The 25402-nt window shown below is 70.3% G+C and carries 27 protein-coding genes; 14 read left to right on the top strand and 13 right to left on the bottom strand.

Annotated features, from left to right (window positions below; genetic code table 11):
• The first annotated feature begins 72 nt into the window (after positions 1 to 72).
• Positions 73 to 987 carry a cation diffusion facilitator family transporter gene (locus tag BMZ83_RS11705; RefSeq protein WP_074878861.1) on the top strand — a complete coding sequence of 305 codons (915 nt, stop codon included), beginning with the start codon at positions 73 to 75 and terminating at the stop codon, positions 985 to 987.
• Positions 988 to 1057: 70 nt separating this feature from the next.
• Complete coding sequence (locus BMZ83_RS11710) at positions 1058 to 2476, top strand: carotenoid oxygenase family protein (protein WP_074878863.1); 1419 nt, start codon at positions 1058 to 1060, stop codon at positions 2474 to 2476.
• A gap of 4 nt (positions 2477 to 2480) precedes the next feature.
• On the opposite strand, the gene BMZ83_RS11715 is transcribed toward BMZ83_RS11710, so the two are convergent.
• The 3 genes from BMZ83_RS11715 to BMZ83_RS11725 all read right to left on the bottom strand — a co-directional run bounded on the left by BMZ83_RS11715 (position 2481) and on the right by BMZ83_RS11725 (position 5895).
• Positions 2481 to 3392: a hypothetical protein gene (locus tag BMZ83_RS11715; protein ID WP_074878864.1), complete on the bottom strand. Its 912-nt coding sequence runs from the start codon at positions 3390 to 3392 to the stop codon at positions 2481 to 2483.
• A 70-nt stretch (positions 3393 to 3462) separates the two neighbouring features.
• Positions 3463 to 4713: a tRNA (N(6)-L-threonylcarbamoyladenosine(37)-C(2))-methylthiotransferase gene (locus BMZ83_RS11720; protein WP_074878866.1), complete on the bottom strand. Its 1251-nt coding sequence runs from the start codon at positions 4711 to 4713 to the stop codon at positions 3463 to 3465.
• 66 nt (positions 4714 to 4779) lie between these two features.
• Complete coding sequence (locus tag BMZ83_RS11725) at positions 4780 to 5895, bottom strand: ABC transporter permease (protein ID WP_074878868.1); 1116 nt, start codon at positions 5893 to 5895, stop codon at positions 4780 to 4782.
• 125 nt (positions 5896 to 6020) lie between these two features.
• Here BMZ83_RS11725 and BMZ83_RS11730 point away from each other — a divergent pair, with 125 nt between their 5' ends.
• A complete protein-coding gene (locus BMZ83_RS11730; RefSeq protein ID WP_074878869.1) occupies positions 6021 to 6941 on the top strand; it encodes an ABC transporter permease in 921 nt (306 codons plus the stop codon).
• Positions 6942 to 6993: 52 nt separating this feature from the next.
• Here BMZ83_RS11730 and BMZ83_RS11735 read toward each other — a convergent pair whose 3' ends face one another.
• Positions 6994 to 8337, bottom strand: a complete 1344-nt coding sequence (locus tag BMZ83_RS11735) for a DUF389 domain-containing protein (protein ID WP_074878871.1) — start codon at positions 8335 to 8337, stop codon at positions 6994 to 6996.
• 132 nt (positions 8338 to 8469) lie between these two features.
• On the opposite strand from BMZ83_RS11735, the gene BMZ83_RS11740 reads away from it, so the two are divergent.
• Complete coding sequence (locus tag BMZ83_RS11740; RefSeq protein ID WP_074878873.1) at positions 8470 to 9651, top strand: outer membrane protein assembly factor BamB family protein; 1182 nt, start codon at positions 8470 to 8472, stop codon at positions 9649 to 9651.
• Here BMZ83_RS11740 and deoC read toward each other — a convergent pair whose 3' ends face one another.
• A complete protein-coding gene (gene deoC, locus BMZ83_RS11745; RefSeq protein ID WP_074878875.1) occupies positions 9652 to 10287 on the bottom strand; it encodes a deoxyribose-phosphate aldolase in 636 nt (211 codons plus the stop codon). It lies immediately after the preceding gene.
• An 87-nt stretch (positions 10288 to 10374) separates the two neighbouring features.
• Here deoC and BMZ83_RS11750 point away from each other — a divergent pair, with 87 nt between their 5' ends.
• Entirely contained in the window at positions 10375 to 11181 is an 807-nt protein-coding gene (locus tag BMZ83_RS11750; protein WP_074878877.1) for a DUF63 family protein, read from the top strand.
• Here BMZ83_RS11750 and BMZ83_RS11755 read toward each other — a convergent pair.
• Positions 11178 to 11567 (bottom strand): hypothetical protein, encoded by a 390-nt coding sequence (locus tag BMZ83_RS11755; RefSeq protein WP_074878879.1) that lies wholly within the window; start codon positions 11565 to 11567, stop codon positions 11178 to 11180. The two genes, BMZ83_RS11750 and BMZ83_RS11755, sit on opposite strands and share 4 nt — an antisense overlap.
• A 93-nt stretch (positions 11568 to 11660) precedes the next feature.
• On the opposite strand from BMZ83_RS11755, the gene BMZ83_RS11760 reads away from it, so the two are divergent.
• Both BMZ83_RS11760 and BMZ83_RS11765 read left to right on the top strand, forming a co-directional pair.
• Positions 11661 to 12386: a nucleoside phosphorylase gene (locus BMZ83_RS11760; RefSeq protein ID WP_074878881.1), complete on the top strand. Its 726-nt coding sequence runs from the start codon at positions 11661 to 11663 to the stop codon at positions 12384 to 12386.
• Positions 12387 to 12388: 2 nt separating this feature from the next.
• Complete coding sequence (locus tag BMZ83_RS11765; RefSeq protein WP_074878883.1) at positions 12389 to 13864, top strand: universal stress protein; 1476 nt, start codon at positions 12389 to 12391, stop codon at positions 13862 to 13864.
• 4 nt (positions 13865 to 13868) lie between these two features.
• Here the strand turns inward: BMZ83_RS11765 and BMZ83_RS11770 are convergent, their stop codons facing one another.
• Positions 13869 to 15020 (bottom strand): NAD-binding protein, encoded by a 1152-nt coding sequence (locus tag BMZ83_RS11770; RefSeq protein ID WP_074878885.1) that lies wholly within the window; start codon positions 15018 to 15020, stop codon positions 13869 to 13871.
• A 93-nt stretch (positions 15021 to 15113) separates the two neighbouring features.
• Between BMZ83_RS11770 and BMZ83_RS11775 the strand changes: the two genes are divergently transcribed.
• The 4 genes from BMZ83_RS11775 to BMZ83_RS11790 all read left to right on the top strand — a co-directional run bounded on the left by BMZ83_RS11775 (position 15114) and on the right by BMZ83_RS11790 (position 18191).
• Positions 15114 to 16328 carry a potassium channel family protein gene (locus tag BMZ83_RS11775; protein ID WP_074878887.1) on the top strand — a complete coding sequence of 405 codons (1215 nt, stop codon included), beginning with the start codon at positions 15114 to 15116 and terminating at the stop codon, positions 16326 to 16328.
• Positions 16325 to 17536 (top strand): cation:proton antiporter regulatory subunit, encoded by a 1212-nt coding sequence (locus tag BMZ83_RS11780; protein ID WP_143076949.1) that lies wholly within the window; start codon positions 16325 to 16327, stop codon positions 17534 to 17536. Before BMZ83_RS11775 ends, BMZ83_RS11780 begins: the two co-directional genes overlap by 4 nt.
• 38 nt (positions 17537 to 17574) lie before the next feature.
• Complete coding sequence (locus BMZ83_RS11785; protein ID WP_074878891.1) at positions 17575 to 17838, top strand: ubiquitin-like small modifier protein 1; 264 nt, start codon at positions 17575 to 17577, stop codon at positions 17836 to 17838.
• Positions 17839 to 17906: 68 nt separating this feature from the next.
• The gene (locus tag BMZ83_RS11790; RefSeq protein WP_074878893.1) at positions 17907 to 18191 is read left to right on the top strand and encodes a hypothetical protein; all 285 of its coding nucleotides are present in this window, start codon (positions 17907 to 17909) and stop codon (positions 18189 to 18191) included.
• Here BMZ83_RS11790 and BMZ83_RS11795 read toward each other — a convergent pair.
• The 4 genes from BMZ83_RS11795 to BMZ83_RS11810 form a co-directional block, all read right to left on the bottom strand.
• On the bottom strand, positions 18188 to 19342 hold the full coding sequence (locus tag BMZ83_RS11795; RefSeq protein WP_074878895.1) for a nicotinate phosphoribosyltransferase: 1155 nt from the start codon (positions 19340 to 19342) through the stop codon (positions 18188 to 18190). The genes BMZ83_RS11790 and BMZ83_RS11795 overlap by 4 nt on opposite strands.
• Before the next feature lie 143 nt (positions 19343 to 19485).
• Entirely contained in the window at positions 19486 to 19827 is a 342-nt protein-coding gene (locus BMZ83_RS11800) for a hypothetical protein (RefSeq protein WP_074878897.1), read from the bottom strand.
• 5 nt (positions 19828 to 19832) lie between these two features.
• Positions 19833 to 20696, bottom strand: coding sequence for a cytochrome B (locus BMZ83_RS11805; protein ID WP_074878899.1), 864 nt, complete (start codon positions 20694 to 20696; stop codon positions 19833 to 19835).
• 66 nt (positions 20697 to 20762) lie between these two features.
• Positions 20763 to 21677: a YncE family protein gene (locus tag BMZ83_RS11810; RefSeq protein WP_074878901.1), complete on the bottom strand. Its 915-nt coding sequence runs from the start codon at positions 21675 to 21677 to the stop codon at positions 20763 to 20765.
• A gap of 130 nt (positions 21678 to 21807) precedes the next feature.
• Between BMZ83_RS11810 and BMZ83_RS11815 the strand changes: the two genes are divergently transcribed.
• The 3 genes from BMZ83_RS11815 to BMZ83_RS11825 are packed head-to-tail and all read left to right on the top strand — an operon-like array spanning position 21808 to position 24107.
• A complete protein-coding gene (locus BMZ83_RS11815) occupies positions 21808 to 22062 on the top strand; it encodes a hypothetical protein (RefSeq protein WP_074878903.1) in 255 nt (84 codons plus the stop codon).
• A gap of 5 nt (positions 22063 to 22067) precedes the next feature.
• Positions 22068 to 23408 (top strand): erythromycin esterase family protein, encoded by a 1341-nt coding sequence (locus BMZ83_RS11820; protein WP_079990172.1) that lies wholly within the window; start codon positions 22068 to 22070, stop codon positions 23406 to 23408.
• Between the two features lie 60 nt (positions 23409 to 23468).
• A complete protein-coding gene (locus BMZ83_RS11825; protein ID WP_074878905.1) occupies positions 23469 to 24107 on the top strand; it encodes a dienelactone hydrolase family protein in 639 nt (212 codons plus the stop codon).
• Here BMZ83_RS11825 and BMZ83_RS11830 read toward each other — a convergent pair whose 3' ends face one another.
• A complete protein-coding gene (locus tag BMZ83_RS11830) occupies positions 24108 to 24743 on the bottom strand; it encodes a phosphoribosyltransferase (protein WP_074878907.1) in 636 nt (211 codons plus the stop codon).
• 54 nt (positions 24744 to 24797) lie between these two features.
• A partial coding sequence (locus BMZ83_RS11835; protein WP_079990173.1) for an IS6 family transposase occupies positions 24798 to 25402 on the bottom strand: 605 nt, incomplete at its 5' end.

The following is a 25402-nucleotide window of genomic DNA, read 5'->3' on the forward strand; positions in this document are numbered from 1 at the left end:
GGCCTCTGCTACAAATTACTGCCGGTTTGCAGAGCCACCTTTCAAGTACGACGGCGCACCCACTCTACCCGAATGGAGCGCACGCAGGTCGTCCGCCGGGTTGGCGTCGTCGTCCTCCTCGCCAACCTCGGGCTCGCAGTGCTGAAGGCGGGCGTCTGGCTGGAGACCGGCAGCCTCGCGCTGGTGAGCGAGGCGGTCAACAGCGGCTCCGACGCGCTGTACAGCGCCGTCGTCGTCGCCGGCCTCTACCTCACCACCCAACCGCCGGACTTCGAGCACCCACACGGCCACGAGCGCATCGAGCCGTTCGTCTCGCTGTTCGTCGCCGTCGGCGTCCTCGGCGCCGGCGTCGCGGTGGCGTGGTCCGGCATCAGTTCGCTGCTCGCGGGGTCGTACTCCGCGGTCCCGCCGCTCGCGGCGGTCGTCCTCGGCGTCGGCGCCGTCGCGAAGTTCGCGCTCTATCGCTACTGTCTGGGCGTCGGCGAGACCCACCACTCGCCCGCACTGGTCGCGACCGCGAAGGACAACCGGACGGACGTACTGACCGCACTCGCGGCGCTGGTCGGCGCCGGCGGCGCCGCGGTCGGCTACCCGGTGCTCGACCCGATCGCCGCCATCGTCGTCGCGATCGGCGTGTTCCTCACCGGCGTCGACATCGTCCGGGACAACGTCGGCTACCTCGTCGGCGCCGCGCCGCCGGAGGACCTCCGACAGGACATCGTCGACGCCGCGTTCTCGCACCCGGAGGTACAGGGCGCCCACGACGTGGTCGCCCACTACGTCGGTCCCGAGGTGGACGTGAGCCTCCACATCGAGGTCGAGGGCGACATGACGCTCCGGGAGGCCCACGACATCGAGACGGCGGTGATCCAGTCGATCCGGGAGCTCCCGGAGGTCGACGACGCGTTCGTCCACGTCGACCCGAAGGAGCTCGGCGAGTGGAAGGAGGAGGACCGCTGGCGCGACGAGCGCGTGAGCCGCGAGTGAGCGGGCCAGCGCTCGCGAGCCGCGGGTTCCGCGGGCCAGCGCTTATTCGCTTCCGCACCCCAGCACCCCCATGGGCGGCTACGAGGCGGGCTTTCGCGACCTGACCGAGGAGCACCGGGACCGCGACCTCCCGGTCGAGGGGTCGATCCCGGACTGGCTCGACGGCGCGCTCTACCGGAACGGCCCGGCGCGCTGGTCGGTCGGCGACGCCGAGGCCGACCACTGGTTCGACGGGCTCGCCCACCTCACCCGGTTCGAGTTCGACGACGGCGGGGTGCGGTACACCAACCGATTCCCCCGGACGAGCGCCTACCGCGCCGCGATGGAGGAGGAGAGCTTCGCCGGGCAGTTCTCCTCGACCGACGGCTACCTCGCCCGGGTGAAGTCGATGCTCGCCGGCGAGTCGACCGACAACGCGAACGTCCACGTCGCCCGGCTCGGCGGCGACCTCGTCGCGCTGACCGAGACCCCGAACTGGCTCCGGATCGACCCCGAGAGCCTCGAAAACCGGGGAACGATCACGTACGGCGACGACCTCACCGCCCACCACGTCACCGCCCACCTCCGACGGGATCCCGAGACGGGGGATCACTGGGGCTACTTCACCCGGTTCGGCCGGACGACCGAGTACGTCCTCTTCCGGATCCCCGAGGGCACCACCCGCCGCGAGCAGGTCGCGAGCGTCGCCGTCGACCGCCCGGCGTACATGCACAGCTTCGCCCTCACCGCCGAGTACGCGGTGCTGGTCGAGCCGCCGCTGACCACCCATCCGGCGAGGTTCCTGCTCCCCGGCTCGGGCGGGTTCATCGACAACTACGACTGGCACCCCGACCGCGGGACGCGGTTCCTGGTTTTCCGCCGCGACTCGGGGGAACTGGTCCGCGAGGCGACCGTCCCGGCGTTTTTCACGTTCCACACCGCGAACGCGTTCGAGACGGCCGGCGAGAACGACGACGCCACGGCACTCGTCGTCGATCTCGTGGCCTACGACGACGACAGCGCGGTCACGGACCTCTCGATCGCGGCGCTCCGGGGCGGGGACGCCGGCTTCCCCTCGGGCGAACTCCGGCGCTACCGGCTCCCGCTCGACGGGGGCGATCCCGCGTACGACCACCTCGCCGACGACGTGGAGATGCCGCGGTTCTCTCCCGAGGTCCACACCCGGGAGTACGAGCACGTGTTCGCGCAGTCGACGGAGATGGAGGGCGGCAACGCGCTGGTTCGCGTGGACGCGGGCGACGGCACGGGAGACGACGCCGGCGTCGCAGAACGGTGGGAAGAAGCGGGGGTCTACTCGGGTGAACCGATCTTCGTCCCCCACCCGGACGGCACCGAAGAGGCGGACGGCGTCGTGCTCTCGCTCTGTCTCGACGCCGACGCCGAACGGTCGTTCCTGCTGGTCTGTGACGGGGAGCTGACGGAGTTGGCGCGAGCGCCGCTGCCTCACGTCGTCCCGTTCGGGTTCCACGGGGAGTACTTCCGAAGCTGAGCGATCAGGCCGGCGTCGAGGCGTCCTCGACGGTGATCTCCCGTTCCGCGCTCACGTGCCCCTCGACGCGGAGCGTGATCGGGCCGTCCTCGTCGGTGGTGTAGGCCGTGTCGATGTCGAGCGTCGCCGTCGTCGACGCGCCGGCGGCGACCGTCTCCTCGACGAGGTGGGACTCGTCGTCGTCGGCGATGAGCTCGGTCGGCCAGTAGACGGCCGCGAGGAACCGGCCGTCCGTGTCGCTGGTGTTGGTCACCGTCAGTTCGACAGTCATCGCCTCGCCCTGCTGGACGCTCTCGGGCGCCGACAGCGAGTCGAGTTCGAACGTCGGCGCCGACGCCGCCAGCGTCTCGCGGGCGTCGTCGGGCAGGGACCACTCCGCCGACTCGCCGCCGCGTTCGAGGACGATCCGCGGGTCCTCGGCATCGAGCGGCGAGTCGAGTTCGAACGCGACGTAGCGCGGGGCGTCGCCGCCGGCGAGGTCGGGGCTCCCGACGATCCCGCCCTCGTGTCCGGCGACGGCGTAGTTCTGGGCGCCTTCGTCGCCCGGATCGACCGCCGCCCACGTCTCGCCGCCCGCGTGGAGGCTGAACGCGTCCGTCTCGAGTTCGGCGTCGCTGCGGACCGAGGCGACGACGAACTGCCGCCCCTCGGGAGCGACGACGCCGCCGGAGCCCATGATGGACTCGTAGGTCACGGCCTTCTCGGCGACGATGTCGAACACGGCGACGGCGTCGCCGCCGACCGTTCGATCGGACGACGCCGGCGGCGGGACCTCGGTCTCGGACGGGGACCCGTTCGGCGAGTCGGTCGGCGAATCGGTGTTCGTCCCGGGCGAGTCGCCGATACAGCCGGCGGTCGCCAGCGCCGCGGCGACGCCGAGGCTACTCGCGAGGAACCGTCGTCTGGTGGAGGGCATCACCCGAAAGTGGGGGCGCCGACCGTAACAAGCCTTGTGGGCGCCCGCAGGGTCGGTCGGCGACGGCGCCTCAGACCGGCGTCCCGAACGCGTAGACGGTCTGGTGGCTCGTCACCTCGACCTCGGCGAAGTCGCCGGGTTCGAGGCCGTGCTCGTCGGCGTTCTGGACGATGATCTGCCGGTAGGCGGAGTCGCGGCACTTCACCGAGTCGCCGGTGCCCTCCTCGACGACCAGCACCTCGCGGGTGGTGCCGATCAGTTCCTCGTACGCCTCGGCGACGACCTCCCGCTTGAGTTCGCTCATCGCCTTCGAGCGGTCCTTCTTCGTCTGGCCGCCGAGGCCCTTCATCTCCGCGGCGTCGGTCCCGGGCCGCTTGGAGAACCGGGTGACGTTTACCTTCTCCGGGCGGACCTCGCGGAACAGCGCCATCGACTGCTCGTGGTCGGCCTCGGTCTCGGTGGGGAAGCCGACGATGAAGTCCGTCGAGAGCGTCCAGTGGTCGAGCGTCCCGTCGAACGTCTCCACGATGTCGAGGAACTTGTCCACGCGGTGCTGGCGGCGCATGTCTTCGAGCACCTCGTCGCTGCCGGACTGGACGGGCGCGTGGAGGAAGTCGTAGAGCTTCTCGTTCGCGGCGAACACCTCGGCCAGTTCCTCCCGGATCCCGTGGACGCCGCCGGGGTTGGCCATCCCGACGCGGACCCGGAACTCGCCGTCGATGTCGCAGATGCGGTCGAGTAGCTCCGGCAGGTCGCGCTCGCCGTCGTCCCAGCCGTAGACGCCGGTGTCCTGTCCCGTGACGCGGAGCTCCTTCGCCCCGGCGTGGACGAGTGCACGGGCCTTCTCGAGGTTCTCCTCGATCGAGGGCGAGTCGATCCGGCCGGTTGCCTGCTTGGTGATGCAGTACGAACAGTTGCTCATGCAGCCCCGGGCGATGGGGAGGATGCCGACGACGCCGTCGAGGACGGGTTCGACGCCCGGCCCGGGCGTCGGGCACTCGCCGTTGGTGACCGCTTCGGGCACGTCGTCCCAGTGGAGCACCTGCGCGTCGATGTCGGCCTGCTGGAACTCCTCGCTCTGGGCCAGCGCCATGCAGCCAGTGACGATCAGGTCGGCGGTCTGCTCGTCGAGCTCCTCGGCGCGCCGCAGCATGTTCCGCTCGGTCTTCTCGACGACCGTACAGGAGTTGAGGATCGACACGTCGGCGGCTTTGGGCCCGTCCACCCGGTAGTGGCCGGCGTCACGCAGCGCGCTCTCGATCGACCGACTCTCACCCCGGTTCGACGTACAGCCGTACGTCTCGATGTGGTAACGGGCCATGCCTGTCGGAACTGGGCGAGCGGCGCGCAAAAGGGCGACGGTTCCACCCGCCGTTCGGGGCGTTGGCTAGCCCAGCCGCGGATCCAGCGCCTCGACCAGCGCGTCGCCGACGAGTTTGAACGACACCACCGTCGCCGCCAGCGCGAACGCCGGGAACACCGACACCCACCACTTCGTCGTCATCGGCACCTCGCCGGTGAGCCCGCGGGCGATGACGTTCCCCAGCGACTGGAGGTCAAACGCCTCCAAGCCCAAGAACGCCAGCCCGGCCTCCGTCAACAGCAGCACGGGCGCCTGCTGGGTCGCGGTCGGGATCGCCACGACCGACACCGCGGGGAGAACGTGTTTCCGCAGGACGTGGCGGTCGTCGCCGCCGAGCACCTTCGCGGCCTGGACGAACTCGGTGTCGCGCAGCCGTCGGGCCTCGCTCCGGACGACCCGGGCGGCGCCGCCCCAGCCGAGGAAGCCGAACAGCAGGATGATCACCAGCAGCGACTCGCCGGTGATCCAGATCAGCAGCAGGTACATCACCAGCGGCGGCACCGCGTCCTGCACCTCGACGGCGCGCATCGACACGTTGTCGACCAGCCCGCCGTGGTAGCCGGCGACGGTGCCGACCACCAGCGCCAGCGGCACGATCAGCGCCAGCGCGATGACGGCGACGTACAGCGTGACGTGCAGCCCCTGCAACAGCAGGATCTCCATCGCGTAGCCGTTGATGTCGGTCCCGAGGGGGTACTGCCAGCTCCCGTGGCAGAGCCCGTCGACGACCGGGCCGGCGCAGTTGTGCGGGAGCCGGTCGGCCGGGATCGTCCCCCAGATCGGCGGCTGGTTCCCGTAGAGGAAGTCCAGTTTCGGCGCCGGCACGAGCATGAGGCCGACCGTGCCGAGCAGGTACACCACCCCGAGCCACACCGCGCCGGCGATGGCCTCGGGCTTCTCGCGGAAGCGCTGCCACAGCGTCGCCGCCCGCTCGCGGTCCGCGAGGATCGGGAGCACGCCGTAGAACAGCAACACGACGTTCGCGAGGACGAACAGCCAGTCCAGCGGCGACGCGAGCCAGGTGCCGACGGTGTAGCCGTCGTTCACCTGCGTGTCGTAGAGGGCGAAGGCGGCGACGACGGCCAGCACCACGATGGAGAGCGGGATCCGGCGGCGTCGCCAGTCAAGCGACGGGGACATTGACGGTACGGTGTAGTTCGGTTCGCCCGTGATAAACCTTCGCGGTCGGTAACGTTTAACAGCCAGTCGCCCCACGCAGTGAGCGTGCCCGTTCGCCAGTCCCCCCTCCGCCGGATCCGCGACCGATGAGTTTCCGGTCACGGCTGCTCGCCCGGTTCGGCTTCGCCGTCGTCGCGGTGTACCTCGTGATCACGCTGACGTTCCTCGTCGTCGTGCTCACGCCGGACACCAACCTCCGCGGGATGCTCGGCACCGCGCTGTGGTCCGGCGCCTCCCCCGCCGAGATGGAGCAGATGCGCGAGACGTACATCGCGGCTCGCGGCCGAGACCAGCCGCTGTACAGGCGCTACCTCGACTGGGTCGTCAACATCACCCTGTTCCGCTGGGGCCTCTCCGCGAGCATGGGCGAACCGGTGACCCAGGTCGTCGGTGCCGCCACCCTCGAGACGGCGAAGTATCTCGTCCCCGGCGCGGTGACGGCGTGGATCGCCGGCGTCGCGGTCGGCATCCGGTCGGCCCGGGAGCGCGGGAGCCGGTTCGACCGGCTCGGCCGACTGGCGACGTACGTCCTGTTCGGGCTGCCGGGGTTCTGGCTCGCGGCCGTCGCGCTCGTCGCCCTCGACGGCGGCGGCCCGCTGACCCGCACCGTGATCGTCCCCGGCGGCGCCGTCGCCGCGGCGCTGTTGGCCGGCCAGGTGAGCCTGACGCGCTCGCGCAGCGTCGACGAGTTCGACGCCGACTACGTGCGCTACCTCCGGGCGAAGGGGCTCACCGACCGCGGCATCGACCGCCGCGTGTTCCGGAACGTGGTCGTGCCCGTGCTCTCGATGACCGCCGCGGAACTGTTCTCCGTGCTCGTGCTCTCGGCGGTCGTGCTCGAGTCGCTGATCGGGATCGAGGGCGTGGGCTGGCTCACCTACGAAGCCACGCAGGAGAACGACATCCCGCTGATCCTCGGGGCGACGATGGTGCTCGTCGCGGTCGGCATCGGCGGCAGCATCGTCTGCGACCTCGCGAGCGCGTGGCTGGACCCGCGGTCGCGCTAACGGGCGTTTTCGGCGTGCTGTACAGGGGGCCGGGTCACGCGAGTGGTCGGCGTCAGAGTACGGTAGCGAGCTCCCCGCCAGCGTACCCGTGGGAGGATACCTTCGCCGCCGGAGCGGGGGAGCGGTACTCGATCAGGCGGACGCGGAGGTGGACACGTTGCTCGACGTTCGATTCGACCGCCCGTTGCAGGACGGCCGGCAACGCCGGGTACCGACCGCCGCCCTCAGTGGAAACGACAACCGTGACTCCCGGGTTGGCCCCGGAGAGAGCCAGCTGGTTCTCAGTGCTGACCTCGACGAGCTGCAGTTCCGCGTACGCGGGCTGCTCGAGGACCGCCTCAACCTCCTGATTGACCGCCCGATCGAACGCGACGTACTGGTACGTGGCGGCCGCCGTGAAACCGAGCACCAGCACCATGACGAGCACGACCAGGATGATCCCGGTCGTCCGAAGTGACAGCGTCAACCCGGGTTGGATGTTGCGAAGGATCTCCGATCGGTACCCGAGCGCGAAGAACGTGAGAAACGAGACGACGTTGACCGTCGCGACGTTGACGAGCAGTAGCACGAGCGCGCCGAACGCGACGGATGGGGTGCGCCACACGAGGCCGATACCGATGGTGGCCGCCGACGGGACGATCGCCGCCGCCACGGCGATGCCGGCGAAGGCCGAGGAGATGTCGGCGGCGACCGTAAGCCCGACCGCGACCCCGGCGATGATCGCGATGGTGACGATCATCGCGTTCGGCGTGCTGAAACTCGTCATCTGGTCGAGCGCGCTGAGGGACAGCGTCCCGGGCACAACGTCGATGTACCGGAAGACAAAGCCCGCAACGCCGCCGCCGAGGATCGCCATCCCCAGCCCCATCGGTTGGTGGGTCATGCTCTCGACGATGAGCGACCGGTCGTCGATCGTGAGCCCGACGCTCCCCGAGACGATGGTACTGAGAAACGGCGCCAGCACCATCGCCCCGGTGATGACGATAGCGGAGTCGAGGAGCAGTCCGGCGGCGGCGACCATCGCGCTCAACGTGGAGAGAATGACGAACGTCCAGATTTGGGGTTTGTGCTCCTGCGCTTCGACGCGCAGTTCCGCGTGGGAGATACGCTTCACCCCCGACGACTCCTCGACGTACTCCTCCTCGAGCTCTGAGAGGTGTCGCGTCGTCGCCGTCTCCAGGGAGGTCACCACGGTGTACTTCCCGACATCTATCCCCTGTGCCCGCACCTCGTCGAGGACGTCCTCGACGGCGCCGACGGGGACGGGGAACTCCACCACGCAGTAGTTCTGGGGGCTCTCAGTCGGGGTAAGGACGAAGTCGACGTCCTTCGACTCGAGCACCGACGTGAGCTTGTACTGGTCCTCGTATCGCACGAGGATGCGAACGAGACGCATGCCTGGATACGCGGGCTATCTCGACCCCGGTACAATTACTTTGGCCTCCGGCAGACCGACGCGGGCAGGTTCGTGCGTGAGGCCGCCTGGGTCACGAAGAGGTTAAATTTCCGGCAGAACGAACGGATCACGATGCCCTCCAGACGCGCCTACTTGGCTGCAGTCGCGAGCGGCACCGCCCTCGGCGTCGCCGGCTGTCTCGACGGCGCCGACGGCGCCGCCCCCTCGCCCGGCACCGACGAGTCGACCGAGTGGCCGATGCGCAACTACGACCGCTACGGGAGCGCGTCCGTGCCCGACGCCGCGGCACCGCGCTCGGCGCCCGAACAGCGCTTCGAGACGCCCCTCGACGGCACGCCGCGCGGGCGACCGATCGTCGCCGGCGGCCGCGTGTTCCAGTCCACGTGGGCGGGGATCGAGGCGATCGACGCCAAGAGCGGCGAGAAGCTGTGGACCTACCGGGCCGAGGGCGACGAGGGCGCCAGCTACTACCCGCCGCCCGCGGCCCACGACGGCGTCGTCTACGCCGGCACCGAGGCCGGGTTGGTCGCCATCGACGCCGCGAGCGGCGAGGAGAACTGGCGCGTCGAGACCGACGGCAACGTCACCGCGTCGCCGGCGCCCGGCCACGACTGGGACCCCATCTACGTCGGGAGCGACCATGGGGAGGTGCTCCAGGTCCGCGACGACGGCGAGATCGAGTGGCGAGCCACCGTCTACGGCGAGGTGACCCACCTGGTCACGCCCACCGTCGCCGGCGTCACCGCCGCCACCAGCGGCGGGGAGGTGTTCACGCTGTACCAAGGCCGCGGGCTCTGGCGGAAGAAAGTCCCGGGCCAGGTGACCGCGATCGCCGCGCAGAGCGGGAACGACCTGTTCGTGGCCACGTTCGGCGGCGGCGTCCTCAAACTCCGGACGGGAGCCCACGCGGGGCGAACCGCCTGGCACGCCGAGAACGGGCCGGTCGCCGACGGCGCGCTCGTGCTGGCCGACGGCGCCGTGTTCGGCGGCGACCTCGCGGGCGTCGACCGCCTGGACGCCGACGACGGGAGCCACGACTGGCAGCTCGGCGACGACACCTACGCCCTCGCGGCGGCGGGCGACACGCTCTACGTCGGCGCCGACGGCGCAGTGATCGCACGGCCGCTCTCGGGCGGGATCGGCGTCGGCGGGAGCCGGGTGAACGCGGCGCGGTTCCGGTACGGCATCGGTGAGGACGCCGCGGCGATGGGGGTGACGCCGGCCGACGGCGCGCTGTTCGCCGGCGTGACTGACTCGGGAAGCGGGGAGGAGCGCCTGCTCGCGCTGGAGTAGCTACTCCGGCGCGCCGCTGAGGATCTCCACGCCCGAACTCGCACCGATGCGCTCGGCGCCGGCGTCGAGCATCGCCATCGCGTCCTCGTAACTACCGACGCCGCCGGAGGCTTTCACGGGCAGGTACTCGCTCATCAGTTCCACGTCCGCCACCGCGGCGCCGCCGTCGGCGAACCCCGTCGACGTCTTCACCATGTCGGCGCCCGCGGCCTCGGCGGCCTCGCAGGCGGCGTGTTTCTCGTCGTCGGAGAGCAGCGCCGTCTCGATGATCACCTTCACCGGCAGCGGCGTCGCGGCGACGATCCCCCCCAGTTCCTCCTGGACGGCGTCGGTCTCGCCGGCCTGCAGCCGGCCGACGTTGATCACGACGTCGAGTTCGTCGGCGCCGTCGGCGTCGGCGACGACCGCCTCCTCGCGCTTGGCGGCCGGGGCGTGCTGGCCGTGCGGGAAGCCGATCACCGTCGCCAGCGTCACGTCGGGCGCGTACTCGGCGGCGGCGGCCACGTAGCACGGCGGGATACAGGCGTTCATGCCGTGTTCGGCCGCCTCGTCGAGCACGCGCTTCGTGTCGGCCCACGTCGTCCCGGGGCCGAGGACGGTGTGGTCGATCCGGGCGGCGAGTTCGTCGCGGTGCATACCCCCCGCTGGGGCCGCCGAGGTGAAAAACACCGCCGCTCCGCGCGCTCCGAAACGCTTTCCGCCCGGCCGCTCCGCCCGAGTACCATGGTACTCCCCGCCGGCTTCGCGCTGCCGCCGCTGCCGTACCTGCTTGCGCTGCTGCTCGCCGGCGGCGCCGTCGTCGCCGCGCTGTGGCGCCGGGACCCCTCGGTCCCGGACCGCCTCGTGCTCGCGCTCGTGCCGTGGATGCTCGCGGGCGCGTGGCTCCACGTCCTCCACGTCGTCGGCGCTGCACCCGACTGGATCGACCCGCTGCTCGGCACCCCCGCGGCCTACCTCACGACGGCGATCCTCGCGGGCGCCGTCTGGCTGGCCGTCGACGCCCGGGACGTCGCCACCGAGCGAGCGTTCGCCGCGGCCGGCACGGGAGTCGCGGCGCTGGTTCTCGCGGTCGGCATCCAGTGGGGGGTCGCCGAGGGCACGTTCTCGCCCGCGTGGCCCGCCGTCGCGGCCGTCCTCGGCGTCGTCGTCGGAATCGCGGTCTGGCGCGGCCTCCGGCGCGCGTACCCCGGCGTCGGCGACGCGGGCGCCGCGGGCGCGCTGGCAGTCACCGCCCACAGCCTCGACGGGATCTCGACCGCGATCGGGATCGACGTGCTCGGCGCGACCGAGCGCACGCCGCTCTCGCGGACGATCATCGAGTTCGGCGCGACGCTGCCGACCGCGGACCTGCTCGGGAGCGCGTGGCTGTTCGTGCTGGTGAAACTCGCGCTCGGCGCCGGGATCACCGCGCTGCTGGCCGAGTCAGTGCGTGAGGTGCCCCGGCAGGGTCGCCTGCTGCTCGTGTTCGTCGCCGCCGTGGGGCTCGGCCCGGCCGCGCACAACCTGCTGCTGTTCTCGATTATGGGCTAGAGCCGACCGCGGCGGCGCTTGCTGTACCACTCGCGATCGCGCCCCCAGCGCCGCAGGCGGGAGCGCACCGAGCCCTCCAGCATCCCGTGGCCCGAGTCCGCGACGAACTGGTAGGTCGCGAGCGCGAACACGGGGAGGCTGATCGCCACGTTGAACGCGGTGAGTGCGAGGTACTCCTGGGTGACCAGATCGACGAACAGCGCGATCGCGAGCAGGCGGAGGCCGGCGACGATCAGGAGCTCGTCGAGGCGGGCGAGCAGGCGTTCGCCGAGGCTCGGGCGCCCGGGCCGCCCCGAGTCGAACAGCAGTCGCTCAAGGCGGTCGGGCGGACGCGGCCGGAAGTACGCCCGCAGCGCGCGGGAGCGACGCGGCTCGCGTGCCGACATGGGTCCGAGCACGGCGGCGGGGGGCAAGAAAGCTTGCCCGGGCGGAGCGGCCGGACCGCGGTGTTTTTGACGACGCCGCCGGCAACCGCGAGTATGGCCAAACAGCCCCACCTGCTCGTCGGCGAGGGTGACGTGAACGAGATCGCGCTCATCCCGGGCGACCCCGGGCGCGTCGACCGCATCGCCAAACAGTGTGAGAACGTCGAGGAGGTTTCCGAGAACCGCGAGTACAAGGTCGTCAACGCCGAGTACGAGGGCACCGACCTGACCATCTGCTCGACCGGGATCGGCTGTCCCTCCGCTGCGATCGCGATCGAGGAGCTCCACAACGTCGGCGTCGAGACCGTCCTGCGGGTCGGCACCACGGGCGCGCTGCAGGAGGACATCGAGATCGGCGACATGGTCGTCGCCACCGGCGCCGCCAAGGAGGAGGGGACGAGCAAGCGCTACGAGTCCGCGACCTACCCCGCCGTGCCGGACTACGACGTGCTCTCCCGGCTTGTCGACGCCTCCGAGGCCAACGACGAGGACGTGCACGTGGGGCCGATCGTCTCCGACGACGCGTTCTACAACGAGAGCGACGAGTTCGTCGCCGACTGGGAGGACGCCGGCCTGTTCTGTATCGAGATGGAGGCCGCCGCCGTGTTCTCGCTGGCTCGCCGCCGCGGGATGCAGGCGGGCGCCATCTGCACCGTCGACGGCAACCTCGTGAAGGGCACCCAGAAGGGTGAGACCGAGGGCGAGGAGCTGCCCGAGAAGGCGAAGAACAACGTCGAGCGCGCCATCGGCATCGCCCTCGACGCCGTCGCCGCGCTCTGAGGATGGGTCGGCGCCGGGAACGAGTTCGCGCCGCGCTTCGCCGACTCCGGTCCGCCGAGCGCCGCGAAGTGGGCGAGTTCCTCCGGTGGGTCGAGAACACCGACAACCTCGTCCACCTCTCGGTGCTGGTGTTCGTCCCGCTGCTGATCGGGCTGGTGACGCTGCTCTCGAACGCGGTCGAGGCGCTGCCGTACCTCCTCTTCCCGCCGCTGGCGTCGGGCGCGTACACGCTGTTCGTCCGCCCCGAGAGCCGCTACGCCTCGCCCCGGCGCTTCGTCGGCGGCATCACGCTCGGCGCGCTCTGTGGCTGGATCGCGTTTATCGCCGCCGAGCGACTGTTCCCGGCGGCGCCGGCGTTCACCGTCCCGCCGGCGGCCGCGGCCGGCGCCATCGCGCTCACGGCGATCGTGACCTGGGCCCTCGACCTGGAGGAGCCGTCGGCGTTCTCCTCGGCGCTGCTGGTGCTGGTCGTCGAGATGGGCACCGGCGTGATCACGCTCCGCCCGCTTTCGCTGCTGGTGATCCGGCTCTCGCCCCGGTCGGCCTACGTCCTCAGCGTCCTGCTCTCGACGGCGCTCGTCGCCGCCGCCTTCGTCGTCTGGGACAAGACGTTCTACGAGCGCCGGGCGACGTACCTCTACGGCACGACCCACGGCGACGACCACGTGCTCGTCCCGATGCGCGGGGACGACGGCGTCGAGACGGCGACGATGGCCGCCCGGATCGCCGCCGCCCACGACGCCGGCAAGGTGGTCCTGCTCGACGTGCTGGAGGGGGTGGACCCGGACGTGCTGGCCGCCCACCGCGGCGAGGGCGACCCCGCGGCCGTCGACGAGGCCGGCGCCGAACGCGTCCGGAAGGCCGTGGAGCGACTGGACGAAACCGCCACCCGACTCCGGGAGGCGACGGGCGTCTCCTGCGAGGTGATCGTCGCCAGCGGCGACCCCGCATCGACGACGCTCGACACCGCCGACCGGGCCAACTGCGACCTCGTGGTGACGCCCTACGAGACCGAGGACGGCGCGCTCTCGCCGTACGTCCGGCGGGTGCTCTCGGGGCCCGTCGACGCCGTCGCCCACCGCTCGACCGGGGCGGCCGACTGGCGGCGCGTGATGGTGCCCGTCGCCCGCCCCGGCGACACCGCCCACGCGATGGTCGACTTCGCGACCCGGCTCGCCGGCGACGACGGCCGGGTCAGCGTCTGTACGTGTATCGGCACCGAGAACGCCCGTCGGGGGGCGGAACACCGGCTCGCCAACGTGGTCGAGGCGTTCGACGCGCCGGTGGAGACCCGGGTCGCCCGCGCCGAGATCACGGCGTACATCCAGGAGAACGCCAAGGCCTACGACCTCGTGATGCTCGGCTCCTCAGGGGAGCGGTCGACCGCGTCCCGGCTGATCTCGCCGCCGACGTTCCGCCAGCTCCGGGACGTGGACTGCGACGTGGCCGTCGTGGATCGGGGCGAGGCGGGGCGGTGAGTGCTCACTCCGACTCGCCCAACAGATCGCTGGCCTCGCGCTCGCTGTCGCCCCGGCCCATCGCCGCCTCGACGAGCAGGTGGCCGCCGATGACCGCGGGGCTGATCACGGTGTCCGCGCCGGCGCGTTTGAGCTTGCTCACGTTCTCGCGCTGGGTCACCCCGACCGCGATGTGGATGTCGGGGTTGAGCTCGCGCGCGGTGAGGATCGAGAGCGCGTCGTTGGCGTCGTTGTTGGTGGCGGCGATGACCGCCCGAGCCCGATCGATGCCGGCGCTCTTCAGCGGCTCCTCGTCGCTGGGGTTGGCCGTCAACACGTGGACGTCGTGGTTGGTGAGTCGCCGCGTCACCGTCTCGTCTTCGGTGACGACGACGAACTTCGTCTGGGATTCGAGTTCTTCGAGGATCGGTTCGGTCAGGTCGCCGTAGCCGAGAACCAGCACGTGGTTCTCGAGCGTGTCGAGTTGTTGTTCGGTCATGCGTCCGAGTGCCGCGGAGAATCGGGCCTCGATCATCGGCGTCAGCACCACCCCGAGCGCGATCGCGAACGAGGCCACCGAGAGCAGGATCGCCGACATGGCGAACAGCCGCGCCTGCTGCGTCTGGGCGTAGATGTCGCCGTAGCCCACGGTGCTGCCGGTGACCAGGGTGTAGTAGAACGCGTCGATGAGGCTGTTGACGCCCTGGAACCCCTCCCGGAGCGCGTAGGTGCCCGCGGTGCCGTACACCTGCGCGGCCACGAGCGCCCCCAGCGCCGCGAGTTGGGTGGTCGTCAGGTCGAGTTCGTGGTCGAACGTCCGGTAGTTGAGCGCGACGACGGGCAGCGCGAGCAGCGACAGCGCCACCAGCGGGTAGGAGTAGTTGCTGGCCTGCAACAGTCCCTGGACGGCCGTGACCGGGAACATCGCCACGGTGAGGTACCAGCCCGCGCGGTAGCGCTTCCGGAGCATGAACGCGCCGGCGAGCGTGAGAAAGCCCGTCAGCACGCCCGTGAAGCCCGCCGTCTGGCGCACCATCGGCGGGACGTACTCGGCGAGCGGGCCGGCGACGGTGGTCGTCGAGATGTTGATGATCCCCGTCGCCACCGAGAGCGCGGCCACCGCGAACGTCAGCCAGATGGAGGCGCGGACGCCAATCCAATCCCGGTCCCACTGCATACACGGGCGGAAACGGGCCGTGGGCTTAAATGGGCAGCCGATTCGGTCGCCGCCGCCGGTACGTCTATACACTCGCCGCCGCTCCCTCGCTGTATGGCCTCGTTCCCGCTCCAGATCCTGCTCGGGGTGTATCTCGGGCTGGTGACGGGGATCGTGCCCGCGCTGGTGGCGTGGGTGCTCGGTTTCACGTTCAAGTACTTCACCAACGTCTCCATCCCCGGCTTCGGGGTGATCGTGCTCGCACTCGCCATCGCGGGCGTCAACGGCGGTCTGCTCGCGCTCAACGACCGGGCGATCGTCGGCGGCGCCAACGGCGTCGCCGTCCTCGTCGCGATCGTCGTCGTGCTGATGCTGTCGATGTACGCCCACGCCAAGGGCGACCAGATGGGGGCGGCGACGCCCAAACGGCTCACGCTGAAGAAGCTCGCCGACCGCACGCTCTCGGCCGACGTAGTCGATTTCGTCGGCGGCCGCGGCGAGGTGAACCTGCAGATCACCGGCGAGGTGGGAGACGTGGAGGGGTACCCGCCGCTGCCCACCGAACTCCGACGGGAGATCCGGGAGGCGTCGATCGCGCTGCCGGCGGACCTGCCCATCTCCGAACTCGAACACCGCGCCGAGGACCGCCTCCGGAGCGATTTCGACCTCGCGGACGTGTCAGTCCGGATCGACGAGCGCGGACACGCGAGCGTCGCCGCGGCGCCACCGACCGCCGGCCTCTCCAAGCGCGTCCCTGCCGGCAAGCGTGCGGTGTCGCTGACGACGATGGTCCCAACCGGCACCGCTGCCGGCGACGAGGTGGCGATCCGTACGGCCGAATCGACGTACGAGGGGACCGTCGTCAGCGTCCGTCCGGCGAAAGAGAGCGGCGAGCTACCCGCCGTGACAGACGGGGGTGCCGAAGTCGAGGCACCCTCGACGCCCGCAGCCAAGACCGCCGCGGGGGGGCGTGACCGCGTGACCGTCGCGGTGGCCCGCGAGGCCGCGGGGGCGCTGCTCGAACGCGAGGTGACCGGCCTCACCGTTCGCTCCCGGGGCGAGCGCCGGGAGTTCGAACTGCTGGCGCTGCTGCGGCGCTCGGGCAAGCGGCTCCGCCGGGTGACGGTCCGCGAGGGCGGCGCGCTCGACGGCCACGGGCTGGGCGAGGTCGGCGTCCACTCGCAGTACGGCGTCGTCGTGCTCGCGGCCCGCGGCGACGGCGGCTGGACGCTCGTCCCCGGTGGTGGGTACGTCCCCGAGGCCGGGCAGGAACTGTTCGTCGTCGGCACGGCCGCCGACCTCGACGCGTTCGCGGAGGTGGCGGCGTGATCCTCCAGATGCTGCTCGGGGAGATCGACCTCCTCCCGGCGGTCGGCCAGCTGTTCGGGCTCTCCGTGCTCGCCTTCCTGGTGTCGGGGACGGCCTCGCTCGGGTACCGCTGGTACTTCCGGGAGCCGATCCCGCGGGGGCTGGCGGCGCTGTTCGGCGTCGCCGCCGTCGCGCTCTACCTCAACACCGTGGGGCTCCTGGGCCGGGTGATCGGCACGCCCGGGGCGGACCCCTTCGACGCGGCCGGGATCGGCGTCGACCTGCTCACGCTGCTCGTGGCGTTCGTCGCGACCGCCCCCGGCCGCCGGCTCGGCGACGCGCTCCGGACGGATCTGGCCACCGCCGCGGGCGCTCGCGAAGTCAACGCCAGCGTGGGGCGCGCGCTCCGCGGCGTGGCCCGCCTCTCGGCGGTGGAGCTCCCCCCGGCCGAGGCGATCGAGGACATGCAGAGCCACGACCCCGTCCCCGCGGAGGTGAAGTCGGAACTGGGCGGCAAGACGCTGCTGTTCCCGCGGTCCAGCCCCGACGCGCTCCGGGAGCGGCTGGTGACCCGGTTGAAGGAGGACTACGGCGTCGGCTACGTCGACGCCGAACTCGCGGCCGACGGGACGGTGACCTACCTCGCGCTCGGCTCGCGGCTGTCGGGGATCGGCCCCACGCTCGGCCCGGGCACCTGCGCCGTCGCCGTCGAGGCCGACCCCGCGACCGACGCCGGCCCGGGCGACATCGTGCAGGTGTGGACGACGCCCGCCGCCGCGTCCTCCACGGCCGAGGACGCCGACGACGCGAGCCCGCAGGCAACGACCGAGTCGGCGTCGCCGCGTCGCGTAACCACCGCGGAACTGCGCGCGACCGCGGGCGAGACGGTGACGCTGGTGGTCGACGAGACCGACGCCGCGGCGCTGTCGCCCGACGAGCGCTATCGGCTGGTGACGCTCCCCGTGAGCACGCGGGCCGACCAGGAGTTCGCGTCGCTGTTGCGGGGCGTCGACGAGACGCTGGGCGTGGTGCCGATCCCCGAGGGGAGCCCGCTCGGCGGCACGACGGTCGGCGACCTCGATTCGACGGTCGTCGCGGTCCGGAGCGGGCGGGGGGCGATCGACGCGCTGCCGGGTTCGGAGCGCGTGCTGGAGCCGGGTGACTCGGTGTACGCCATCGGCCGGCCGGACGTGCTGCGGTCGCTGGAGGAGCGGGCGCGTAGTGGGTGAGCGCAACCCTCTTTTCCGCCCGCCGCCGACCCGCGGGTATGCAGTGGAAGCTCTTCGCTGATCTCGCCGAGGCGGCCGGCGAGCGCACCGTCGCGGTCGACGTCGACGACGACGCGAGCGTCGGCGACGCGCTCGAGGCGCTACTGGCCGCGAAGCCGGCGCTCCGCGACCGGGCGCTGAACGAGGACGGCGAGCTCCGCGGGGACGTGAACCTCCTCAAGAACGGCGAGAACGTCGACGCGGACGCGACCGTCGCCGCCGGCGACGAACTGGCGCTGTTCCCGCCGGTCAGCGGCGGGTAGCGCTCCGGCGACGAGTCGGTCGCTAAGCCGGGGGTTTCAACACGGTTCTCGCCGACGGAGGGACCGAGATGGTGGCACCGACACAGGTCGCACTCTGGCTCCTCGCGCTCGCCACGCTCGGCGTCGGCGCCACCTTCGTGTTCCGGACCGAGACCGCACTCGCCCTCCAGAAACGGGTCGCGGAACGGCTCAGCTGGGCACCGCCCTCCGAACACCCCGACTACTACGAGGACACCCGCGAGCACCGGCGGTGGACGTTCCGGTTCGGCGGGGTCGTCCTCCTCCTCGTGGGTGTCCTGCTGCTCGGGGTGTCGGTCTACGGCACGTTCTTCGTCGCGTCGGTCCCGCCCTAGTCCTCGCGCGGGAAGCTAGCTTGCTCGGCGTCGGCCTGTGCCTGCTCTGCCGCGGCGTCGATGTCGAACTCCCGGACCAGCTCGCCGTCCCGCAGCAGCGGCTCCATGAGCGACTCGGCGTCGTCGGGACCCTTGCGACCGCGCAGACCGATATGGTGGCCGCCGTCGGGCGTGCGGTAGACCGCCTTCGCCCCCGAGAGCTTGCCGCGTTTCGCCGCGGGTTCGCCGTCGACCTCGACGATGTCCAGCGCGAAGTCGACGGGGTCGGCGTTGCTGACGTAGCCGCCGACGCCGAAGCCGTCGGCCACGTCCCGCAGCTCGCGCATCGACGCCGGGTCGATGCCGCCGCTGACGAACACGTCCACGTCGGCGTGCCCGCGGGCGTCGAGCTCCCACTGCACCTCCCGGACGATGTGCCGGAAGTCCCCGCGGCGGGAGCCCGTCGTGTCGAGGCGGACGCTGTCGAGATCGTCGCCCAGCGCCTCGACGGCGCGGAGCACCTCGTCGACCTCGTCGGAGTAGGTGTCACAGAGCGCGACCCGGGGCACGTCCGGGGCGGCGGCGGCGTCGAACGCGCGCCAGGCGTCCGCCTGGTTGCCCCGGCCGAAACAGATGAGCAGCGCGTGGGGCATCGTGCCGCCGGCCTCGCGATCGAGCACTTCGCCCGCGGCGACGTTGGAGATGCCGTCGAGGCCGCCGACCAGCGCCGACCGCTCGACCATCGCGCCGATCGAGGGGTGGACGTGTCGGGTGCCGAAGCTCAGAACCGTCGAGTCCGGCGCCGCCCGCCGCGTCCGGAGCGCGTGGGTCGCGACCGCGGAGGCGTGGGAGAGAAAGCCCAGCAGCGCCGTCTCGTACCGCGCGAAGTCGAGGTAGCTTCCCTCGATTCGGAGCACCGGGCCGCCGTCGAAGAGGGTGCCCTCGGGGAGCGCGTCGGCGTCGATGGGCAGTCCCTCGAGCAGGTGGCCGGCGTCTCGCACTCCGGCGAGGAGTTCGAACTCGCCCGTCGGGAACTGGTCGGCCGTGACCTCGGCGACGACATGGGGGTTCCGCCCCGCGTGCTGCAGAGTCTCGGCCGTTCGGTCGAAGTAGGCGTCCGTCGCGTCGCCTGACTCGATCGCCTCGGGTGGGATGATGTCGAACTCGCTCATGATCTGGGAGTCGCCCCCGACGCCGGCGGGTCGTCCGTGGACACTGTCCGTACCGTGTGAACAAAAAGTCCTGTCAAACGACGCGGTCGGAGACCGAGCGTTTGCAGCCCGGCAGTCCGTGTCGCGTGGCGTCGACGACCGGGCTACTCGGACTCGTCCAGCTGTTCGGCCAGCGTCACCGCGTCGGCGGCGACGGTGGTGTAGTCGACGCCGGCCTCGTCGGAGACGAGGCGGATGTGCGAGGCGAGCAGGGAGAGCGCCTGCATCCCCTCCTGCTGGTGATCGTCGGCCTGCTGGGCGAAGGTGGAGTCGACCTCCCGGCCCTCGCGGACGACGCCGACGTAGAGGGCGGTGGCGTCCTCGCCGATCAGGTCGCGGGCCTCCTCCACGCGGCGGGCGAACTCCTCGTCTCCACGGCTACCGGCATCGTGGTCGGCGTCAGTAGCGTGCTCGTCGTCGCCGTCCTCGCGGGTGTCGTCGACCACGGGAATCAGTCGGGGCGCGGTCGGGCGACGAACAGCGTCTGGACGATGCTGAACGGGTCGTACACCGACTGGTGGCAGGCGCAGTAGACGCCGTCCTCGCCGCCGAAGGAGGCGGAGGACTGGGTCTGCTTGTAGCCGGGCACACAACAGAAGTGAGTACACTTGTTCAGCCACGCGATGAACCCCTTCTGCGTGCTGGCGCTGAGCCAGTCGACGATCGACTGCTCGGCGTCGGTGTTGCCGTTGGCGATGTCCTCGATGATCGGACTCCGGATCACCTGGATCGGGATGGTGTTCTCGGTGTCCTCGGAGCGCCAGCGACCGGTCGCGGGCTTGCCGAGGCCGGCCTGCCCGACCCCGTTGCCCCACTCCTCGTAGTTCTCGAACATGTCGACGTTGAGCCGGTCACCGCCTTCGAGCTCCTCGCTCTGCCAGTCGTAGGCGGGGCCCGAGTCCGAGCGGAAGTAGTTATCCGACTCGTAGCTCGGGACGATCCCCTGGTAGGACTCGACGCCGCAGTACTGGAACCACTCGGAGGAGTAGGTCTGGCCGCCCATGTCGGTCTGGGCAACCTCGATCGTCCGGCCGCCCTGGTCGACCTCCTTGACCTCGGGCCAGACGCCCTTGAGGTAGCCCTCGTCGTCGATCTCGACCGGGATCTGGGGCATCCCACGCGGTGCGGGGCCCGCGGTGTTCTCGATGGCCATCGCCGTCGTCGAGCCACCGCCCGACCCCGGCGACTGGGTCGCGGAGTTGATACCGACCGCGCCGGTCGTCCCGACGGCGGCCAGCCCAGCGCCGCCCACGACGCCCTTGACAAACCGCCGTCGCCCGGATTCGGCGGGATACTTGTCCTCGTCTGCGCTCATGTCCAGTACGTCGGTGCCGCGTTCTCAAAAGCATGGCGAAGCACCCGAGCGACCGGGGGTTCGCCGTCAGTCAGCCAGGTAGGCGATGCCGTCAGGGTGGATCCCCGCGTCGAAGCGTTCGACCTCCTCGAACGCTTCCGTGTCGATGACCGAGACGTCGTTGGTCTTGTTGTTCGCGACGAACGCCCGATCGCCCGAGGGCTCGAAGACGGTGCCGCCGGGCCAGACCCCGACCGGGATGCGCTTGACCTCCCAGGGTCGGCGCTCGCCGTCGCGGACGAACTCCGTGTCGACGACGGAGACGTCGTCGCCCTCGCGGTTGGCCGTCAGCGCGTAGCGCCCCTCCGGGTCGAACACCAGCCTGACCGGCGTCGTCCCGAGCATCGCGGTGCTCGTCTCCTCGTAGGTCTCGCCGTCGAGGACGGAGAGTTCGTCGTCGTCCTGGTTCGCCACCAACAGTTCGCCCGTGTCCGGGTCGACCGCGAACCCCTCCGGCCCCTCGCCGACGGGCGGGTCGGCGACGACGCGACGCTCGTCGGCGTCGACGACGGTCACCGAGTCGCTCCCGATGTTGGCGACGTAGGCCGTCGCCTCGTCGGGCCCGAACGTGACCATGTGGGAGTACTCCTGGTGGGTCGGGAACGTCGTCAGGAGTTCCTCCGTCTCGATGTCGAACACGAACAGCTGGCTGCTGTACGTCGACGCCAGCCAGAGTTCGCCCGCGGACTCGCGGACTGCGAGCCCGTGGGGGAACTCGAACAGCTCGTGCTCGAAGCGGTCCCGGACCTCGCGGGCCTCGTTGTCGAGAAAGAGCAGCGAGTTCCCCAGCGAGCAGGTGACGTAGGCCGTCTCGCAGTCGGGCGAGATGGCGACTTCGTGGGGGTTGAAGTCGGTCTCGACGGTGGCGAGCGTCTCGCCGGTGTCGGCGTCGAGGTAGTCGACGGTGTCTTCGTCCTTGTTGAGTACGAGAAGTTCACCCATACCCGGTCTTTGGGCGTGGGGGAGTTCATCGCTTGGGTCGCGGAACCGTCGGCATCGCCGGCCGAACGTCCCCGTTCCGAAAGGGTCGGCTGAAGCAATTAAGGACGATGCGAGTCAAAACACTAGCGGGATGTCAGACTCCGAACGTCTCGGCCTGGCCTGCGAGTCGACGAAGGCGGCGGACCGAACGATCAGCGCGACGCTGGAGGCGCTAGGGGCGCCGGTCTCCCCCGGCGACCGCCGCGAGATCGCGAAGAACCTGCCCGAACACTACGCGGCGAACATCTGGAAGGCCGAAGGGGAGGTGACGACCGCGCCCGAACACGAGCGTGCCGAGGCCCAACTCCCGGATCAATACGCCTCGGTTCTCGAACCCAAGGGGTAGCAACGATGACCGACATGGACCAACGCGGCTCGTTCCGCGGGCCGACAGAGGCGGACCGCGCCGTCGCCGCGGTGAACCGACACGCCCACGCGGTCGACGGCCCCCGCGACCTCGACGTGCTCGTCGACCGCCTCGCGGACGCCGACTGCGTGCTGCTGGGGGAGTCATCCCACGGCACCTCAGAGTTCTACCGCTGGCGCGCACAGCTCACGGCCCGACTACTCCGGGACTACGGCTTCGACTTCGTCGCCGTCGAGGGCGACTGGACGAGCTGCTACGAGGCCAACCGGTTCGTGAAGGACTACCCCGACGCCGCACCCGACGCCCGCGAGACGCTGTCGGCGTTCGACCGCTGGCCGACGTGGATGTGGGGAAACTGGGAGATGGAGGGGTTCTTCCGGTGGCTGCACACGCTCAACGACGGCCGCCCTGTCGACGAGCAGGCGGGGTTCTACGGACTGGACGTCTACGGCCTCTACGAGTCGCTGGAGGCCGTCGTCGACTACCTCGAGGAGGTCGACCCCGAGGCCGCCGAAGAGGCCCGGGAGGCCGCCCGGTGTTTCGAGCCGTACGGCCGCGACGCCCAGCGGTACGCCCGCGCGCTGCGGACGGTGCCCGAGTCCTGTCAGGAGGAGGTGATCGACCTGCTGCTCGACGTGCGCGAGCGCGCGGCGACGTACGGCGAGGCGACGCCCGACGACCGCTTCGACGCCGAGCAGAACGCGCTGGTGACTCACAACGCGGAGGCGTACTACCGTGCGACCGTCACCGCCGAGGAGAACTCCTGGAACGTCCGGGATCGGCACATGACCGAGACGCTGAATCGCCTGTTCGACCACCACGGTGACGACGCGAAAGGCATCGTCTGGGCCCACAACACCCACGTCGGCGACGCCCGGGCGACGGATATGCCCCAGCAGGACCGGATCAACATCGGCCAACTGGTCCGGGAGCAGGAGACGATCGGCGACACGTACGTCGTCGGCTTCGGCACCCACCGCGGCGAGGTAATCGCGGCGAACTCCTGGGGCTCGGAGATGCGGACCAAGGACGTGCCGCCGGGCAGGGACGGGAGCTATGAACACGTGTTCCACCACGGCGACCCGGAAAACGTGCTGCTGTTCAGCGACGACCTGCCGGACGACGGCCCGCTAGCGGAGCCGCGGGGCCACCGCGCCATCGGTGTCGTCTACCACCCGAACCACGAGGCGGGTAACTACGTGCCGACGGTACTGCCCGACCGGTACGACGCGTTCATCCACGTCGACGAGACCGGCGCGCTCCATCCGGTGGAACTCCACCCCGACCGCGAGCGCATCCCCGAACTGTACCCGCACGGGCTCTGACCCCTGCGAACGCCGCGCAGCGGCCGTCGGTTTTTCGACGCTGCCGACCGATCTACCGGTATGACGCGTTTCCAACAGGTCGTCGAGATACCGCTGGACGAGGTGGCCCTGGAGGGCGAACTGATCGTCCCCGAGGAGCCCGAGGGAATCGTCCTGTTCGCCCACGGGAGCGGCAGCAGCCGGCACAGCCCACGGAACAACGCGGTCGCCGACCGCCTGCGCGAGGACGGACTGGCCACGCTGCTGTTCGACCTGCTGACCGAGGAGGAGGACGTGGTCCGGCAGACGCGGTTCGACATCCCGCTGCTCACCGAGCGCCTCGCCGGGGCGACCGAGTGGGTCGCTGACCACCCCGAGACGGACGACCTCCCAGTGGGCTATTTCGGTGCAAGCACCGGCGCCGCCGCAGCATTCCGGGCGGCGAGCGAGGACGAGACCAACGTCGACGCCGTCATCTCCCGCGGCGGCCGGGTCGATATGGCCGGCGATGCGGCGATGGATATCGACGCCCCGTGTCTGTTCATCGTCGGCAGCGAGGACACGGACGTGCTGGAACTCAACGAGGAGACGCTGGCCGAGTTGACCTGTGAGAAGCGCCTCGAAATCGTCGAGGGCGCGGGCCACCTGTTCGAGGGCCCGGGGCAACTGGAGGAGGTCGCCGACCACGCGGCCGACTGGTTCGTCGACCACCTCGGCTAGCTACTCCGCTGGCTCCCAGTCGAGGTAGTCGGCCGCCTCCTCGTCGGACACCTGCCCGAACTCCCGGTAGTGGGCGCCGACCGCGCCGAACCGTTCCGGCTCCTCGACGGCCACCACCTCGTCGGCCTCGCTCGCCAGATCGGCCAGCGACTCGGGCGGACCGACCGGGACCGCGAGGACGACTCGCTCGGCGTCCGCGTCGGTGACTTGGCGGAGACAGGCCCGCGCGGTGGCGCCGGTCGCGACGCCGTCGTCGACGATCACGACGGTCTCGCCCGCCATCTCGGGGGCGGACCGGCCGTCGCGGTAGGTCTCGGTCTTCTCGCGGGCGGTTTCGGCTGCGCGCTTCCGCTCCGTTTCAAGGTACTCCGATTCGATGTCGTACCGCTCGACAACGTCGTCGTCGACCCAGGCGCTCCCGTCGCTCGCGGCGGCGCCGATGGCGAGCTCGGGGTTGCCGGGCATCCCCATCTTCTTCGCGGCGACGATGTCCAGCGGTACGTTCAGCCGTTCGGCGACCGGACGGGCTACCGGCAGCCCACCCCGCGGGATGCCGAGCACGAGGTCCGCGTCCGGGACGCGCTCGGCGACCAGATCTGCGAGCTGTCGGCCCGCGTCGTGACGGTTCTGGAACATGATCGGGGGTTCGGGCGGGATCGGCATAAAGTCCGGTCGTGCGGTCGTGTTAACTTAGGCATGGTTCCACCAGACGGCGTGGGCTTGTAACCACGTTTCAGCAGTTGCTGGATCGACGTGGCTGAAACAGTTTGAAAATGAAGATGTTCTGCGTTCTACTTCTCTGAAAACACGTTCGACTGCGTTTCTGAAGCCGTGTTGCTGGACGCGGTAACTGAGTCTTTCTCGGCGGAGTCCACCGATCAGATCGTCAGCGTTATCGACGAGAAACACGGCGTCTTTGACGTCGTGTTTCTCGGCTAACTCGGTCAGAAATTCACGAGCAATCGAGATTGTATACGTCGGGAACAGCCGTATATGCAGGAACTTGTTCGTCTCTGGATCGACAGCGGCGTACAGCCAATACTGCTCGTCGTTGATTCGGATCGACTTCTGATCGACCGCAACCCGAACCGGACGTTCACCAGCAGATGGCTGTAGATCGGCTTTCTGCACCCAGTTGTGCACAGCGACGCGACTCCGTTCGACACCCAAATCCTCAAGAAGCGTAACTGTATTCGAAAGTGACAGTCCCGCAAGATGGTACCGAATACCCTTTTCAATGATCTCGCGGGGTGTCCGCTCTCGCTCCACAAAATCCAAGTCGATCCACTCGGTAG

The sequence above is a fragment of the Halolamina pelagica genome, assembly GCF_900115675.1.
GTDB lineage: Archaea > Halobacteriota > Halobacteria > Halobacteriales > Haloferacaceae > Halolamina > Halolamina pelagica.

What these genes read in the sequence shown, in the direction of transcription:
- BMZ83_RS11715 (WP_074878864.1), bottom strand. Translation starts at nt 3,392, where the DNA reads ATGCCCTCCACCAGACGACGGTTCCTCGCGAGTAGCCTCGGCGTCGCC.
- BMZ83_RS11720 (WP_074878866.1), bottom strand. Translation starts at nt 4,713, where the DNA reads ATGGCCCGTTACCACATCGAGACGTACGGCTGTACGTCGAACCGGGGT.
- BMZ83_RS11810 (WP_074878901.1), bottom strand. Translation starts at nt 21,677, where the DNA reads ATGGGTGAACTTCTCGTACTCAACAAGGACGAAGACACCGTCGACTAC.
- BMZ83_RS11830 (WP_074878907.1), bottom strand. Translation starts at nt 24,743, where the DNA reads ATGTTCCAGAACCGTCACGACGCGGGCCGACAGCTCGCAGATCTGGTC.
- BMZ83_RS11795 (WP_074878895.1), bottom strand. Translation starts at nt 19,342, where the DNA reads ATGAGCGAGTTCGACATCATCCCACCCGAGGCGATCGAGTCAGGCGAC.
- BMZ83_RS11785 (WP_074878891.1), top strand. Translation starts at nt 17,575, where the DNA reads ATGCAGTGGAAGCTCTTCGCTGATCTCGCCGAGGCGGCCGGCGAGCGC.
- BMZ83_RS11790 (WP_074878893.1), top strand. Translation starts at nt 17,907, where the DNA reads ATGGTGGCACCGACACAGGTCGCACTCTGGCTCCTCGCGCTCGCCACG.
- deoC (WP_074878875.1), bottom strand. Translation starts at nt 10,287, where the DNA reads ATGCACCGCGACGAACTCGCCGCCCGGATCGACCACACCGTCCTCGGC.
- BMZ83_RS11805 (WP_074878899.1), bottom strand. Translation starts at nt 20,696, where the DNA reads ATGAGCGCAGACGAGGACAAGTATCCCGCCGAATCCGGGCGACGGCGG.
- BMZ83_RS11750 (WP_074878877.1), top strand. Translation starts at nt 10,375, where the DNA reads ATGGTACTCCCCGCCGGCTTCGCGCTGCCGCCGCTGCCGTACCTGCTT.
- BMZ83_RS11765 (WP_074878883.1), top strand. Translation starts at nt 12,389, where the DNA reads ATGGGTCGGCGCCGGGAACGAGTTCGCGCCGCGCTTCGCCGACTCCGG.
- BMZ83_RS11710 (WP_074878863.1), top strand. Translation starts at nt 1,058, where the DNA reads ATGGGCGGCTACGAGGCGGGCTTTCGCGACCTGACCGAGGAGCACCGG.
- BMZ83_RS11725 (WP_074878868.1), bottom strand. Translation starts at nt 5,895, where the DNA reads ATGTCCCCGTCGCTTGACTGGCGACGCCGCCGGATCCCGCTCTCCATC.
- BMZ83_RS11760 (WP_074878881.1), top strand. Translation starts at nt 11,661, where the DNA reads ATGGCCAAACAGCCCCACCTGCTCGTCGGCGAGGGTGACGTGAACGAG.
- BMZ83_RS11705 (WP_074878861.1), top strand. Translation starts at nt 73, where the DNA reads ATGGAGCGCACGCAGGTCGTCCGCCGGGTTGGCGTCGTCGTCCTCCTC.
- BMZ83_RS11775 (WP_074878887.1), top strand. Translation starts at nt 15,114, where the DNA reads ATGGCCTCGTTCCCGCTCCAGATCCTGCTCGGGGTGTATCTCGGGCTG.
- BMZ83_RS11815 (WP_074878903.1), top strand. Translation starts at nt 21,808, where the DNA reads ATGTCAGACTCCGAACGTCTCGGCCTGGCCTGCGAGTCGACGAAGGCG.
- BMZ83_RS11755 (WP_074878879.1), bottom strand. Translation starts at nt 11,567, where the DNA reads ATGTCGGCACGCGAGCCGCGTCGCTCCCGCGCGCTGCGGGCGTACTTC.
- BMZ83_RS11825 (WP_074878905.1), top strand. Translation starts at nt 23,469, where the DNA reads ATGACGCGTTTCCAACAGGTCGTCGAGATACCGCTGGACGAGGTGGCC.
- BMZ83_RS11735 (WP_074878871.1), bottom strand. Translation starts at nt 8,337, where the DNA reads ATGCGTCTCGTTCGCATCCTCGTGCGATACGAGGACCAGTACAAGCTC.
- BMZ83_RS11820 (WP_079990172.1), top strand. Translation starts at nt 22,068, where the DNA reads ATGACCGACATGGACCAACGCGGCTCGTTCCGCGGGCCGACAGAGGCG.
- BMZ83_RS11740 (WP_074878873.1), top strand. Translation starts at nt 8,470, where the DNA reads ATGCCCTCCAGACGCGCCTACTTGGCTGCAGTCGCGAGCGGCACCGCC.
- BMZ83_RS11770 (WP_074878885.1), bottom strand. Translation starts at nt 15,020, where the DNA reads ATGCAGTGGGACCGGGATTGGATTGGCGTCCGCGCCTCCATCTGGCTG.
- BMZ83_RS11730 (WP_074878869.1), top strand. Translation starts at nt 6,021, where the DNA reads ATGAGTTTCCGGTCACGGCTGCTCGCCCGGTTCGGCTTCGCCGTCGTC.